Source organism: Streptomyces sp. NBC_00358 (assembly GCF_036099295.1).
Classification (GTDB): Bacteria; Actinomycetota; Actinomycetes; order Streptomycetales; family Streptomycetaceae; genus Streptomyces.
The window spans coordinates 8598881-8613299 of record NZ_CP107976.1 but is presented as its reverse complement, the minus strand read 5'-3'; the positions used below and the strand labels follow the sequence as shown (position 1 = coordinate 8613299).

Genomic DNA, 14419 nt, shown 5'->3' with positions numbered 1-14419 from the left:
TCACTCGTGGTTATTCCTGTCACCGGCAATATTTTTGAACCGCTGGAGAGTTTCCACGCACGCTTTGTTCAGCCCCTGCCTTCTGGGTTAGCCTGCGGCGTATTTTCTTAGCGGGACGACCCGTGATCTGCGGGAATTCCACGGGCGGGCGGGGGCCGTCCGTGGACCCGGCGTGGTTCCGAGTTCCGTGGCACACGGGACTCCAGGGGAGCGGAACGAGGGTGGCCATGACCAGGGCAGCGAGCGGGACGTCCGTGCGGACACCGGGCGAGCAGGAGTTGCGCCAACTGCTGGCCGGCCTCACCGCCGTGCGCGACGGTGACTTCGGCACCCGGCTCCCCGACGAGACCGGGGGCCTGCTGGGTGACATCGCCACCGTGTTCAACGGCATGGTCGACCAGTTGTCGGTGTTCACCTCCGAGGTGACCCGGGTGGCGCGCGAGGTGGGCACGGAGGGGACCCTGGGCGGCCAGGCGGAGGTGCCGGGAGTCTCGGGCACCTGGGCCGACCTCACGGACTCCGTCAACGCCATGGCGGGCAACCTCACCACGCAGGTCCGTGACATCGCGCAGGTGGCCACGGCCGTCGCGAAGGGCGACCTCTCGCAGAAGATCGACGTGCCCGCCCGCGGCGAGATCCTGCAGCTGAAGGAGACCGTCAACACGATGGTCGACCAGCTCTCCGCGTTCGCCGACGAGGTGACCCGCGTCGCCCGCGAGGTCGGCACCGACGGACGCCTCGGCGGCCAGGCCCAGGTCCCCGGCGTGGGCGGGGTCTGGCGCGATCTCACCGACTCGGTGAACTTCATGGCGGGCAACCTCACAGCCCAGGTCCGCAACGTGGCCCAGGTCACGACGGCGGTGGCCCAGGGAGATCTCTCCCAGAAGATCACGGTGGACGCCCGGGGCGAGATCCTCGAACTCAAGAACACCATCAACACCATGGTCGACCAGCTCTCCGCCTTCGCCGACGAGGTCACCCGCGTCGCCCGCGAGGTCGGCACCGACGGACGCCTCGGCGGCCAGGCGGACGTCAAGGGCGTCAAGGGCACCTGGCGCGATCTCACCGACTCGGTGAACTTCATGGCGGGCAACCTCACCGCCCAGGTCCGCTCGATCGCCCAGGTGGCCACCGCGGTGGCCAAGGGCGACCTGTCGCAGAAGATCACCGTGGACGCCCGCGGCGAGATCCTGGAGCTCAAGGAGACCATCAACACGATGGTCGAACAGCTCTCGGCGTTCGCCGACGAGGTGACCCGGGTGGCCCGCGAGGTCGGCACGGCGGGCAACCTGGGCGGACAGGCGACGGTACGGGGTGTCTCCGGCACGTGGAAGGACCTCACCGACAACGTCAACGTGATGGCGTCGAACCTGACCGGCCAGGTCCGCTCCATCGCTCAGGTCGCCACCGCCGTCGCGCGCGGCGACCTGTCGCAGAAGATCACCGTCGAGGCGAAGGGTGAGGTCGCCGCCCTGGCCGACGTCATCAACACGATGGTCGACACGCTGTCCGCGTTCGCCGACGAGGTCACCCGAGTCGCCCGCGAGGTCGGCACCGAGGGACGCCTCGGCGGCCAGGCGCACGTGCCCAACGTGGCGGGCACCTGGAAGGACCTCACCGACAACGTCAACTCGATGGCCAACAACCTCACCGGGCAGGTGCGCAACATCGCCCTGGTGACGACGGCCGTGGCCAAGGGCGACCTGTCCAAGAAGATCGACGTGGACGCCCGGGGCGAGATCCTCGAACTCAAGACGACCATCAACACCATGGTCGACCAGCTCTCCGCCTTCGCCGCGGAGGTCACCCGCGTGGCCCGCGAGGTCGGCAGCGAGGGCAGGCTCGGCGGCCAGGCCGAGGTGGAGGGCGTCTCCGGCACCTGGAAGCGCCTCACCGAGAACGTGAACGAACTCGCCGGCAACCTCACGCGCCAGGTCCGCGCCATCGCCGAGGTCACCAGCGCCGTGGCCGAGGGCGACCTGACCCGGTCCATCACCGTGGAGGCCTCGGGCGAGGTCGCCGACCTGAAGGACAACATCAACTCCATGGTGGAGTCGCTGCGGGAGACCACACGCGCCAACCAGGAGCAGGACTGGCTCAAGACGAACCTGGCCCGTATCTCCGGGCTGATGCAGGGCTACCGCGACCTGGACGTGGTGGCCGACCTCATCATGGACGAACTCACCCCGCTGGTCACCGCGCAGTACGGCGCCTTCTACCTCGCCGAGGAGACCGCGAAGGGCACGGAGCTCAGGCTGGTCGGGTCGTACGGCTATCCCGACGAGGACGGACGGCCCACCCGTATTCCGCTGGGCCGCTCGCTCGTCGGGCAGGCCGCGCGCAGCAGGCGGGCCATCACGGTGGACGAGGTGCCGCCGGGTTACGTCACCATCTCCTCGGGACTCGGGCAGACGGCGCCGACGGCGCTGGTGGTCCTGCCCATCGTCGTCGAGGAACAGGTGCTCGGCGTCATCGAGCTCGCCTCGGTCACCCGCTTCAAGCAGGGCCACCGGACCTTCCTGGAACAGCTGATGGAGACCATCGGCGTCAATGTCAGCACCATCGTGGCCAACGCGCGCACCGATGAGCTGCTGGGCGAGTCGCAGCGGCTGACCGCCGAACTCCAGGCGCGTTCCGAGGAGTTGCAGGTCCAGCAGGACGAACTCCAGCGCTCCAACGCCGAACTGGAGGACAAGGCCTCGCTGCTCGCGACCCAGAACCGCGACATCGAGGCGAAGAACCTCCAGATCGAACAGGCCCGGCAGGAACTGGAGGCACGGGCCCAGCAGTTGTCGCTGGCGTCCAAGTACAAGTCCGAGTTCCTCGCCAACATGAGCCACGAGCTGCGGACCCCGCTCAACAGCCTGCTCATCCTGGCCCAGTTGCTGGCGCAGAACCCCTCGCGCAATCTCACGCCGAAGCAGGTCGAGTACGCCGGCATCATCCACTCCGCGGGCTCGGACCTGCTCCAGCTCATCAACGACATCCTCGACCTGTCGAAGGTCGAGGCCGGCAAGATGGACGTCACCCCCGAGCGGGTCCCGCTCCGCCAGCTCCTGGAGTACGTCGAGGCCACCTTCCGCCCGATGACCTCGCAGAAGAGCCTGGAGTTCACGGTCAGCACCGCTCCCGGGGCCCCCGTCGACCTGCTCACCGACGACTCCCGGCTGCGCCAGGTGCTGCGCAACCTGCTGTCGAACGCGGTGAAGTTCACCGAGCGGGGACGCGTCGAACTGCGGATCGAACCGGCGGCCGACCAGGAGATCCCCGCGGGCGTGCGCCGTGGCGGCACGGTCGCCGCCTTCCGGGTCAAGGACACCGGTATCGGCATCCCCGAGCAGCAGTTGGAGACGATCTTCGGCGCCTTCCAGCAGGCCGACGGCACCACGAGCCGCAAGTACGGCGGCACCGGTCTGGGACTGTCGATCACCCGGGAGATCGCCCACCTGCTGGGCGGAGCGGTCACCGTCGACAGCACTCCCGGGCAGGGCAGTACGTTCACGCTCTTCCTGCCGGTCGCCCGGACCGACTTCGAAGAACTGCTGGCCGGGGGCCTCGCGTCCGAGGGGGACGCGGGCGCCGCGGCCCGCACCGAGCCGCGGCGCGCCGCTCCCGGCTCCATCAGCCTGCCCCGCCAGCGACGACGACGGCTGCTGGTCGTCGAGGAACGGCCGCGGGGCCTGCTGACGCTCGTGGCCGAGAGCGCGGTCGGCGACGTCGCGCGCAGCCGTGACGAGGGCGACGCGCGCGAGAGCGTCGACGTCATCACGGTCGTCGGGGCGCAGGAGGCGGCGAGCGCGCTGGCGGCGGAACCGTGGCACTGCGTCGTCCTCGAACTCGGCATGCCGGAAGGGGAGACGGCCAGGTTCCTCGAAGCGGTGGAGGGCGACTCGGCCCTGGCGACCGTTCCCGTCCTGGTCCACAACGGCAGCCGCGTCGACCTCGCGCAGGAACAGGCGCTGCAGTCCCGCTCCGGCGCCCGGTCCCTTGAATTCTTGTCCAGCCTGGACGAGTTGCGCGAGCGCATCGCGCTGCACCTGTCCGCGGAGCAGCCGGGCGACGTGGTCCCGCTGGTCCGCGCCGAGGAGGCGGCACGCCGGCCCGCACCGCTGATCGACAGCGCCTTCCAGGGCCGTACCGTGCTCGTCGTCGACGACGACGCCCGCAACCTCTTCGCGCTCAGCGGGATTCTGGAGCTGCACGGATTCCAGGTGCTGCACGCGGAGAACGGCAGGAAGGGCATCGAGACGCTGCTGAGCCGCCCCGAGGTCGCGCTGATCCTGATGGACGTGATGATGCCCGAGATGGACGGGTACACGGCGACCGCCGAGATCCGCAAGATGCCCCGGTACGCCGACCTGCCGATCATCGCGGTGACGGCGAAGGCCATGCCCGGCGACCGGGAGAAGAGCCTGCTGTCGGGTGCCAGCGACCATGTCACCAAGCCGGTCGACACCGACGACCTCATCGCCTGCGTCCGGCGCTGGCTGGGTGAATGACATGGCGCCCCGCACCCACCGCTCCGGCCGGCCCGCGGCACACCCGCCGCTGCCGCCCCTCCCCCACCCTCCCCAGGGTCCCCGCCGAGGAGCGGCCGCACCGTGAACATTCCTGAGACGACCGACGCGAACGTCGCCGGTTCCGGGGACCCCGTCGCGGACGGCGATGAGGCCGGTGAGCTGTCGGGCACGGCCCGGACCTCTCCGGTGGGCCGGCTGGCGGCCACGGTCGAACGGCTGCGCCGCGAGGTGCGGGCCGCCCAGGCCGAGGCCGAAGGGCGGGCCCTGATCGAGCTGGCGAAGGGAATCCTGGTCGAGCGGCTGGGCTGCGGACCCTCGCAGGCGGCCCGTCAGCTCGCCGAGTTGGCCGAACAGTCCAAGGTGCCGCAGCTCCAGCTCGCGGTCGAGATCATCAACCAGGCGGCGCACGACCGGCTTTCGGAGGTGACCCGGACCTTCCTCGCCACCACGGCGGAGCGGGCGGCCGAGGACGAAGCCCCCGCGGTGCGGCTGCGCGCGGCCGAGAGCGGCGCGCTGGCCGCCGACGACACGCAGGCGGTGGCCGATTCGCTGCTCCAGCACGCGCTCACCCCGCTCGGGGCGGTCGCCGTGGCCATCTGGGCCGCGGGCGCCGACGGTTCGCTCTCACTGGCGGGCAGCGCCGGATTCTCGGCGGCCGAGGCCAGGCGCTGGCGTTATGTTCCCCCGGGCGTGGCGACGATGGCGCGCCGTGCGCTGTCCGACCGTACGACGCAGTGGGCGGGCTCGCTGGCGGGCACCGGGCTGCCGTCCATCGGGCACGCGGTCCATCCGGACGGCGGACGGGTCGCGGTGCCGGCCGGCTCCGGGGGCCGTATCCACGGCGTCCTGGAGATCGTCTGGCCGTCCGTCCTGGAACCCCAGCCGCCGCAGGTCGTCCGTCAGATCGAGGCGCTGGCCGAGCTGTGCTCGCACACGCTGGAGACCCACACCCTGCCGCACGACGGCAACGACGTGCGGGGAACGACCGATGTCTCCGAACTGATCGACCTGGTGGACGGGTTGCACGATCCCGCGCTCGTCCTGGTGCCCCAGCTCGACGCGCAGGGACGGCTCGCGGACTTCCGCATCCGCCATGTCAACGGACGTTTCCTCGATCCGGCGGGCAGGCCCCGGGGCACCGTCCACGGGGCGCTGCTGCTGGAGGCCTATCCGATGGCCGCCGGGGACAGCGACCTGTTCCAGTGCATCGAGCGGGTCTACGCCACCGGGGAGCCGTTCCGGGCCCGGCGCATGGATCTCACGGCCCTGGTCGACCAGGTGCCACTGTCCGCCGTGGCCGACATCAACGTCAGCCGGCACGGCGGTACCGTGCTGCTCATCTGGCGCATAGAGGACGAGACGGCGCGGCTGGCGAGTCTGCTCCAGCACGCCCAGCGGCTCGGCCGGGTCGGCGGTTTCGAGGAGAACCTGCTGACCGGCGAGATCATCTGGAACGAGACGCTCTTCGACCTGTACGGACGCTCCCCCTCGGGCGCCTGCGTGCCGCTGGAGGAGCTGCCCGAGCACGCCCATCCGGACGACGCCGTCACCATCGGCCGGTTCCTGCGGACCGTCCTGCACCATCGACGGCCCGCCACGGCCGCGTTCCGGCTGCAGCGTCCCGACGGGGTGACCCGGCACATCCGCGTGGTGGCCGAGCCGGTGCTCGACGCCGACGACCGGCTGTTCGTGGTCCGCGGGGCCTACCAGGACATCTCGGCCCAGCACTGGACCGAGGTCGCGCTGGCCGTCACGCGTGACCAACTGGCGCACACCGAACAGCAGGCGCACGAGCGCAACCGGCTGACCCTCCAGTTGCAGCACGCGATCATGCCGCCGACGCACGCGCCGATGCGGGCGCCGGGGCTCGATGTGGCGGTGCGCTACCGTCCCGCGGAGACCGAGCACCTCGTCGGAGGCGACTGGTACGACGCCGTCGTCCTGCCGTCCGGCCTGGTCCTGCTGTGTGTCGGTGACGTGGCCGGTCACGGGATCGAGGCGGCGACCAGCATGGTGGTGCTGCGCAACGCGCTGCGCGGACTCGCCGTGACGGGCGCGGGGCCGGGCCAGCTCCTGTCGTGGCTCAACATCGTGGCGCACCATCTGACGGGCGGGGTCACCGCCACCGCCGTCTGCGGGATCTACGACCCCGGGCGCCGCGTTCTGCGCTGGGCCAGGGCCGGGCATCTGCCGCCCGTGCTGGTCCGGGACGCGGACGCCGACCCGCTTCCGCTGCTCAAGGGCATCCTGCTCGGCGCCGTCCCCGAGGCGACGTTCGAGGAGGACGAGGTCCAACTGGCCGTCCACGACACGCTGTTGATGTACACGGACGGGCTGATCGAACGTCGGGACCGTTCGGTGGAGGTATCGCTGCGCCAACTGCTCCACGCGGCCCGTACGACGTCCAGGACACTGGACCATCAGCTCGACCGGCTCCTGACGTACAGCAGGTCCGACACCGACGACGACACCTGCATCGTCGGCATCCAGGTGCGGTAGGGGCGAACGGATGCGGCCCCGCGGGCAGCCGGGGGGAGTGACTGCCTGCGGGGCCGTACAGCTCGGGTTCGCCAGGGGGGGTAGCTTTCCCGAACTGTCTCAGGATGCTGCTGCCCCGGTTCCGGAGATGCATGCACACAGGTTTCCGGCCGGGATTCCCCCCGTATGGCCGAGTGACCGGCTCAGGAACGCTCCCGCAGGGCCCGCAGCAGCGGCTCCAGCGAGTCCGTGACGCAATGTGCGGGGACCCCCGCCTCGTGCAGGGCCCTCGCTCGGGCGGGGCGGCGGGCGTAGCCGAGGAAGGGGACACCGGCCCGGAGTGCCGCCGTGTGGTCCGCGGGAGTGCCGCCGATCATCAGCGAGGCCTCCGGCGCCGCTCCCATCGCGCTCAGCGCTCGTTCCAGGAACCGCGGATGGGGCGTGAGCGGGTCCAGGTCCGGCGTACGGCCGTATATGTGCGGGTCGAAGCAGGGCATGAGCCCCCGCGCGTTCAGGTACGAGGTGACGCTCATGGCCGAGTTGCCGGTCGCCACGGCCAGTTTCGCCCCGACCGCCACCCATGTGTGGATCAGCGGATCCGCGTAGGCGGTCGGCAGCGCGGTGCGTACCGCCTCCAGCTCGAACCGGGTGAGGCGCTCTTCGAGTCCGGCGGCCGGGTCGCTGCCGGGGTGCCGTCGGGCCACCGCCGTCCACACGTCGTACGGGTCCGGACCGCCTCGCTCCTCCTCGGTGAGCACCGTGCGCGGGCCCCGTTCCGTCAGCCAGTCAGACCCGGCCCGTGCGACAGCCGCCGCCTCGGCCCCGGAGAAGAGCTGACAGATCGGGCCGTCGAAGCCGAAGACGACATACCGTGTCCGCGCGACCAGTTCCCGAACGTTCTCGATCCGACTCGTCACCACCTTGGTCTGTCCAGTCACGGCAGTCACCAACCGAGCGAGTGTCGGCCACTCGGCCCGTCGACGGCCTGTCAGTGGGCCATGGCCGCGAGATGCGGGACCACCCGGGTCAACCGGAGGACGCCCCACAGCACCAGCCCGGCCCCGATCAGCTCGGGAAGCAGCCACCAGCCGGTGCGGATCGTCTCGCCGAAGAGGGTGACACCGAGGAAGAGGCTGAGTGTCGCGTCCCCGATCGTCAGCGCGGGCTGCGAGGCGACCAGGGGGCCCGCCTGGAGGGCGTTCTCCAGCAGCAGTACGGCGGCGACCCCGGTCACGGCGAAACCGTAGGTCTGCCAGACACTGAGGAACGCGGTGAACCCGTCGTCGTCGAGCGTGCCCACGGCCGATTTGAGGAGGGCGGCGGTCAGCGCGTTGCTGATGGCCGACGCCGACCCGAGGACGGCCGCGCGGAACAGCGGCGGCCGGCCCGGACGGGCTACGGCGACCGCGACCGCCACGGTTCCCAGACACAGGATCAGTACCGGGATCCAGCGCTCCATGGAGGCGGAGGAACGTGCCCCCGAGGGCGCGGCCGACAGCAGGACGAGACCGAGGCCGGCCACCACACCGGCGACGGCCCACCAGCCCGCGCCCGGCAGGCGGCGGTGCAGCAACGGGATGGCGATCATCAGGGCGAAGGGCAGTTCCAGGATGAACAGGGGCTGCACCAGGGACAGCGGCCCGTTGGCCAGCGCGAGTGCCTGGAGGAGCGCCGCCCCGATCACTCCGCCGATGCCGATCAGCCACGGGGGCTGCCGGGCGAGCCGGAGGATGAGCCGCAGTCCGCCGCCCTCCGGGACGCGGGCGGCCGCCTTGCGCTGGAACGCCGTGCCCATCGCGTTGCTGGCGGCCCCGAGCAGCGCGAACAGCACGGCCAGTCCGGTCACCCCTCCACCATGCCCCGGGACGGCGGACCGGGCCTCCGCTGGCCCGCCGACCGGACGACGCGCACGGGGCCGGTCCGGCGTCGGGCCTGCGGTCGCGTCTGTCGTCGATCCCGTCGGCAGGACCTCAACCTGATACCGGCTGGATCCGGGCAGGAGCTCTTGCGGAGCGTGCGCGCAGGCCGCCGAGGACCGCCGCCAGGTCACCGTCCGCGACGTGGCGACCGCCGAGGTCTTCGACGAGGGCTCCCGGCACGTCATCCTGCGCGCGGGCAGCCGGGCCTGCCACAGCGTGCCCCTGGTCAACCGGGCCGGTGTACCGGTCGGCATGGTCTCCTCCCACCACGAGCGGCCGCTGCCCGGGTTCACCCGCGCCCAGCTCCACGCCCTGGAGGCCACCGGTCTCATGGTGGGCCGCTGGCTCTCCTGGCACCGGCACACCGTCGTACTCGACGCGCTGGCGCATCTGCACACGGCGGCGACCGAGGAGCGCTGAGCACCCGAAGTCCGTCTCCGGCCGCCCGGAACGCGTCGCACCGGGGTCCGGGCCCGGTTCAGCCGACGGTGACGACCACGGAGTGCCGGCCGGAGGCACCGTCGGGAATGGTCCGGGTGCGTCTCCCGGTCTGCACCTGTCCCGTACGGTCGGTGGCCCGGACCGTGAGGGTGTGGCCGCCGCTGGTGGCCCGCCAGGGGAAGGACCACTGCCGCCAGGTGTCGACGGTGTCCTCGGCCGCCAGCTCGGCCTCCTGCCAGCGCCCGTCGTCGACCCGCACCTCGACCTTGTCGATCCCCCGGTGCTGGGCCCACGCGACCCCCGCGACCATGACGGTGCCCGCCCTGGGCCGTGCGAAGGGCTTCGGTGTGTCGATGCGGGACTGGGTCTTGACCGGAGCCCTGCGCGCCCACTTCCGCTTCACCCAGTACGGGTCGTAGGCGTCGAAGGTGGTCAGCTCGATGTCCTTGATCCACTTGCACGCGGACACATAGCCGTACAGACCCGGTACGAGCATCCGCACCGGGAAGCCGTGCTCGAACGGGAGCGGCCGGCCGTTCATCCCCACGGCCAGCAGTGCGTCCCGGCCGTCCATCACGTCGTCCACGGGACTGCCGATCGTCATCCCGTCGACCGAGCGGGCGACGAGCTGATCGGCCGGACCGCCCTGGGACGGCGGTCGCACACCGCACTCGGCGAGCAGGTCGGCCAGGCGCACTCCGATCCAGCGGGCGTTGCCCACGTAGGGGCCGCCGACCTCGTTGGACACACAGGTGAGCGTGATGTCCCGCTCGATCAGCTCGCGCCGCAGCAGCTCGTCGAAGGTCAGGGTCCTCGGGCGGGTCACGCCCTTTCCGTGGATCCTCAGCCGCCAGCCCGTGGCGTCCACCCGGGGGACCACCAGAGCCGTGTCCACGCGGTAGAAGTCGCCGTTCGCCGTCACGAACGGGCTGACCCCGGGCACGCGAAGCCGCGCCCCCTGGGGAATCGGCGCCGCCGGGGAGGCTGCGGCGGGCAGCACGAGGCCCTCGCGCGAGGCGACCGCGCTCCGGCCGCGGGAGCCGTTCAGCGACCTGCCCAGTGCCCCGGCCCCGGCGGAGGCCGCGGCGGCCGCGGCGGCCACGACGATGAATCCGCGCCGGTCCCAGCCGGCCTGGCTCGACGGGGTGGCGGGTACGGCGGCACCGTCGGCCGTACCCGCCCCGCTCCCGGGCGGCTCGGCGTACCGTCCGGAATCCGGCCCTGGCCGCGAGGCCGTGTCCGGCGCGGGATCGAGACCGGCATCCGGTGTGCGGTCCGGTTCGGAATCCGGTGCCGTGGGTACGGGGCGGGCGGTGGAGAGCCGGCCCGCCAGGACGTACAGGACCAGTGCGCCGCACAGGGCTCCGGCCACCGACGGCAGGGCGTCGGTCCAGCTCGTGGAGTCGGGACGGTCGATCGCCGCGGCGCCGCCGATCACTCCGAACAGGAGCACGCCCAGCGCTCCCGTGCGCCGACGGCGTACCGCGAGCGCGCCGAGCACGCAGGCGAACAGCGCGAGGACGACGAGGATCCCGAGCTGGAGGACGAGCTTGTCGTGCGTGCCGAAGTGACGGATCGCCCAGTCCTTCAGGGCGGGCGGTGTGCGGTCGATCGCGGCTCCCCCGACCGCGACGACCGGGCCGGCCTCGGGTCGTACGAACGCCGACACCGCCTCGGCCACGGCGAGGGCTGCGAACCCGGCGAGCGTCCCGCTCAGGGCGCCGAGCGCGATCCTTGCCCAGGGCGCCGGCGCGTGCACATCGTTCTGTCCTGTCTTCACGGTCGGAATCCGATCCCGGTCGTCCGGCGGATTGGTCCCTCACCCGATCCGATGACGTCTCGCCCCGGTGCGGGGCGCCGGTGGGATGAAGCACCGTCGGCGGGGCACCCGCCCTGTGGAGCCCCGTCACCTCATCCCCGTGGTGGCGGGGCTCCGTGCGGGGCGGACCGGAATGCGCGGCGGCGCGGAATGGAGGAGCGTGGGGGCGGAAGGAGGAGTGCCATGGCCACGAAGGCCGCGCCCGGTCAGCGGGACGACCGCCGGGGATGGCTGCGCGGCTCGCCCCCTCCTCGGTGGGTACGGCTCCTGCCGCCGATCCTGCTGCTGGGGGTCTGCGTCGGTGAGCTCGCGAGCAGCCACGCGCTGGACATCGGTTTTCTGCTGGGCGCCATCCCCTCCCTGGCCGTCCTCTCCTACGGGCCCCTCGCGACGGCCGCCTTCGGCGCGGTCGTCGTACTCCTGCTGCACGTTCCCGCCCTGCAGCTCAACCATCCGGGCAACGCGGACCTGCTCACCATCACCTTCATCGCCGTGCTCAGCGTGTTCGTGTCCCTGGTCCGCAGCCGCAGGGACGCGCATCTGGTCACCGTGCGGTCGGTGGCCGAGGCCGCTCAACTCGCCGTTCTGCCCCCGCTGCCCGACCGCGTCGGGCCGGTCCGCTGCGCGGGGCTGTACCGGCCCGCGCAGCGCGAGACGCTGGTCGGGGGCGACTTCTTCGACGTACGCGGCGGACCGTTCGGAGTCCGGGCCGTGATGGGTGACGTACAGGGGCACGGACTGTCCGCCGTGGGAACCGTCGCCTCGCTGCTCGGGGCGTTCCGGGAGACGGTGCTGGACCAGCGCGATCTGGAGGAGGCCGCGGCCCGGCTCGACCGCCGGCTGGTGGTGGACTCCGCGGCGGTCGATCACGCCGAGCTGTTCGCCACCGTGCTTCTCCTGGAGTTCCCGCCCGACGCGGCCACGGTGCGACTGGTGTCGTGCGGGCACCCGTACCCGCTGCTGCTGCGCGGCACGAAGGCCCTGGAGCTCGACACCGAGCCGGGAGCCCCGGTGGGGCTGGGGTTCTTCGAACTGTCCCCGCCGAAAGGGCGCACCGTCGATCTGGAGCCCGGCGACCGGCTCTTCCTGGCGTCGGACGGCGTGAGCGAAAGCCGTGATCCGGCCGGTGCCTTCTACCCGCTGCCGGATCGGCTGGCCGCGTTCGCCGAGGAGCCGCCGGACGCGCTCATCGACTGTGTGTGGCACGACCTCGTCCAGTTCTGCCCCTCGATCCGGGACGACGTGTCCATCCTGGTTCTGACGCCGCGGGTCGGCGGGGCGGGAGGCGACGACGACGGCTGACCGCCGTCGGCTGACGGCTTCGCACTCCCTTTCCGTCAGGTCGCCGTGATGCCGAGGGCAGCTCTCATCAGGTCGCCGCGATGTCGAGGGCAGCTCTCATCAGGTCGCCGCGATGTCGAGGGCCGCGATGTACCCGAAGGTCATCGCGGGACCGATCGTCGAGCCCGCTCCCGCGTAGCTGTGGCCCATGACGGCCGCGCTGGCGTTGCCCGCCGCGTACAGGCCGGGGATGGCCGTGCCGTCCGGGCGCAGTACGCGTGCCCGGCCGTCCGTACGCAGGCCGCCCTTGGTGCCCAGATCGCCCGGGACGATCCTGAAGGCGTAGAACGGCGGGAGCCAGAGCGGGGCCAGACAGGAATTGGGGAGGACCGCGGGGTCCGTGTAGTAGTGGTCGTAGACGCTGTCGCCGCGGTGGAAGTCCGAGTCGGTACCGCTCAGCGCCAGGCTGTTGAAGCGGCTGACGGTGGTGCGCAGGGCGGCCGCGGGGACGCCGATCCGGCCGGCGAGGTCGTCCAGGGTCCACGCCTTGTACACGGCGCCCGAGGTGTACCAGGAGTCGGGGAACGTGAAGGTCGGCGCGACGTCCTTGAACAGGTAGCGGTTGCGGTAGTTCTGGTCCACCACCAGCCACGCCGGGATGTCCGGAGCGCCCGGGTTACGGTCGTACATCGTGTGCACGACGTCGCTGTAGGGCCCGGCCTCGTTGACGAAGCGCGCCCCGGCCGCGTTGACCAGCAGGCCGCCGGGCAGGGTGCGTTCGGCGAGGCAGAAGTAGGGCTGGTCGGGCAGCGGGACGGCCGGGCCCCACCAGGCGTCGTCCATCAGGTCGAGCGCCGCTCCGGCCCGCCGGCCCGCCTGGATGCCGTCGCCGGTGTTCTCCTTGGCGCCCACCGTCCAGGCGGTCCCGATCGGCTGCCGCTGGAACTCGGCGCGCATGGCGGCGTTGTGCTCGAAGCCGCCGGAGCCGACGATGACCCCGCGCCGGGCCCTGACCAGGCCGGACGCGCCGTTGCGGGTGACCACCGCGCCGGTGACGGCGCCGTTCTCGATGTACAGGTCGGACAGCGGGGTGTTCAGCCGGACCGGGACCTGGGCGGTGAGCAGGCCCGCGCGCAGCCCGGCCGCGAGCGACTGGCCCATCGTCAGCGGCTTCTGGCCGAGCAGTGCCGCGCTGGTGCCCCGGGCCAGGCACTCGGTGGCGACGGCCGCGCCCTTCGCGCTCACGGCGGCGAGGGTGAGCCATTTGTAGTCGGCGCTGAAGACGACCATCCCGGCCGGGACCGCCAGGTACGCCGGGTTGAGGTGGGCGAGTTCGGCTCCGAGGATGTTGCCGTCGAGCTGGTCGGGCTCCATGGAGCGGCCGCCCGGGAGGCCGCCGGGGAGCTCCGGGTAGTAGTCGCTGTAGCCCTCCATCCAGCGGAAGCGCAGCGGGCTGTTGGCCATGACGAAGGAGATCATGGCCGGTCCGTTGCCGAGGAAGGCCTGGCGCCGCTCGGCCGGGACGTCCGGGCCGACCACGGCCGCGAGGTAGGCGGCGGCCTTCGCCGGGGTGTCGGGGACTCCGGCGGCGAGGATCACCGGGTTGTTGGGGATCCAGATCCCCGCGCCCGAGCGTGCCGCCGAGCCTCCGAAGGTGGCCGCCTTCTCCAGGACCACGCAGCTCAGGCCCTGTTTCGCGGCGGTCAGCGCCGCGGTCATGCCGGCGGCTCCCGAGCCGACCACGACGACGTCGTACGTGCCGAGCAGGGGCAGGTCGGCCGCGGCGCCGGCTCCCGCTCCGGCGACGCCGGCGGCGAGCGCGAGCGAGGCGCCCGTCGCCGCGCCGAGCACCCGCCGGCGTGAGGGGCCGGGGGCCGAGAAGGAGTCGGTACGTCTGGCGGGGTCCGCGTTCGGGGACATGGCAGGGCGCTCCAGCAGGGCGAGGGAATGGGAGGCGTTCC

General features: G+C 72.0%; 8 protein-coding genes. 4 read left to right on the top strand and 4 right to left on the bottom strand.

The genetic code is table 11. From position 1 onward, the window contains the following. Positions 1-227 precede the first annotated feature (227 nt). Together OHT01_RS36850 and OHT01_RS36845 are read left to right on the top strand one after the other, a co-directional pair. Positions 228-4499 carry a HAMP domain-containing protein gene (locus tag OHT01_RS36850; protein WP_328557452.1) on the top strand — a complete coding sequence of 1424 codons (4272 nt, stop codon included), beginning with the start codon at positions 228-230 and terminating at the stop codon, positions 4497-4499. A 180-nt stretch (positions 4500-4679) separates the two neighbouring features. Continuing rightward, positions 4680-7019 (top strand): SpoIIE family protein phosphatase, encoded by a 2340-nt coding sequence (locus OHT01_RS36845; protein ID WP_328558395.1) that lies wholly within the window; start codon positions 4680-4682, stop codon positions 7017-7019. Between the two features lie 182 nt (positions 7020-7201). Here the strand turns inward: OHT01_RS36845 and OHT01_RS36840 are convergent, their stop codons facing one another. Together OHT01_RS36840 and OHT01_RS36835 are read right to left on the bottom strand one after the other, a co-directional pair. Further along, positions 7202-7945: an HAD family hydrolase gene (locus OHT01_RS36840; RefSeq protein WP_405918019.1), complete on the bottom strand. Its 744-nt coding sequence runs from the start codon at positions 7943-7945 to the stop codon at positions 7202-7204. Between the two features lie 41 nt (positions 7946-7986). After that, positions 7987-8844 carry a DMT family transporter gene (locus OHT01_RS36835; RefSeq protein WP_328557450.1) on the bottom strand — a complete coding sequence of 286 codons (858 nt, stop codon included), beginning with the start codon at positions 8842-8844 and terminating at the stop codon, positions 7987-7989. A 139-nt stretch (positions 8845-8983) separates the two neighbouring features. Between OHT01_RS36835 and OHT01_RS36830 the strand changes: the two genes are divergently transcribed. Further along, on the top strand, positions 8984-9337 hold the full coding sequence (locus OHT01_RS36830) for a GAF domain-containing protein (protein WP_328558394.1): 354 nt from the start codon (positions 8984-8986) through the stop codon (positions 9335-9337). A gap of 58 nt (positions 9338-9395) precedes the next feature. Here the strand turns inward: OHT01_RS36830 and OHT01_RS36825 are convergent, their stop codons facing one another. After that, the gene (locus OHT01_RS36825; protein ID WP_328557449.1) at positions 9396-11138 is read right to left on the bottom strand and encodes a molybdopterin-dependent oxidoreductase; all 1743 of its coding nucleotides are present in this window, start codon (positions 11136-11138) and stop codon (positions 9396-9398) included. A gap of 222 nt (positions 11139-11360) precedes the next feature. Here OHT01_RS36825 and OHT01_RS36820 point away from each other — a divergent pair, with 222 nt between their 5' ends. Continuing rightward, positions 11361-12479 (top strand): PP2C family protein-serine/threonine phosphatase, encoded by a 1119-nt coding sequence (locus tag OHT01_RS36820; RefSeq protein WP_328557448.1) that lies wholly within the window; start codon positions 11361-11363, stop codon positions 12477-12479. 99 nt (positions 12480-12578) lie between these two features. On the opposite strand, the gene kstD is transcribed toward OHT01_RS36820, so the two are convergent. Next, positions 12579-14378, bottom strand: a complete 1800-nt coding sequence (gene kstD, locus OHT01_RS36815) for a 3-oxosteroid 1-dehydrogenase (protein WP_328557447.1) — start codon at positions 14376-14378, stop codon at positions 12579-12581. Positions 14379-14419: the final 41 nt, after the last annotated feature.

Bases quoted from the DNA above. Each gene is read 5' to 3' on its own strand.
- OHT01_RS36850 (WP_328557452.1), top strand. From the start codon at position 228: ATGACCAGGGCAGCGAGCGGGACGTCCGTGCGGACACCGGGCGAGCAG.
- OHT01_RS36820 (WP_328557448.1), top strand. From the start codon at position 11,361: ATGGCCACGAAGGCCGCGCCCGGTCAGCGGGACGACCGCCGGGGATGG.
- kstD (WP_328557447.1), bottom strand. From the start codon at position 14,378: ATGTCCCCGAACGCGGACCCCGCCAGACGTACCGACTCCTTCTCGGCC.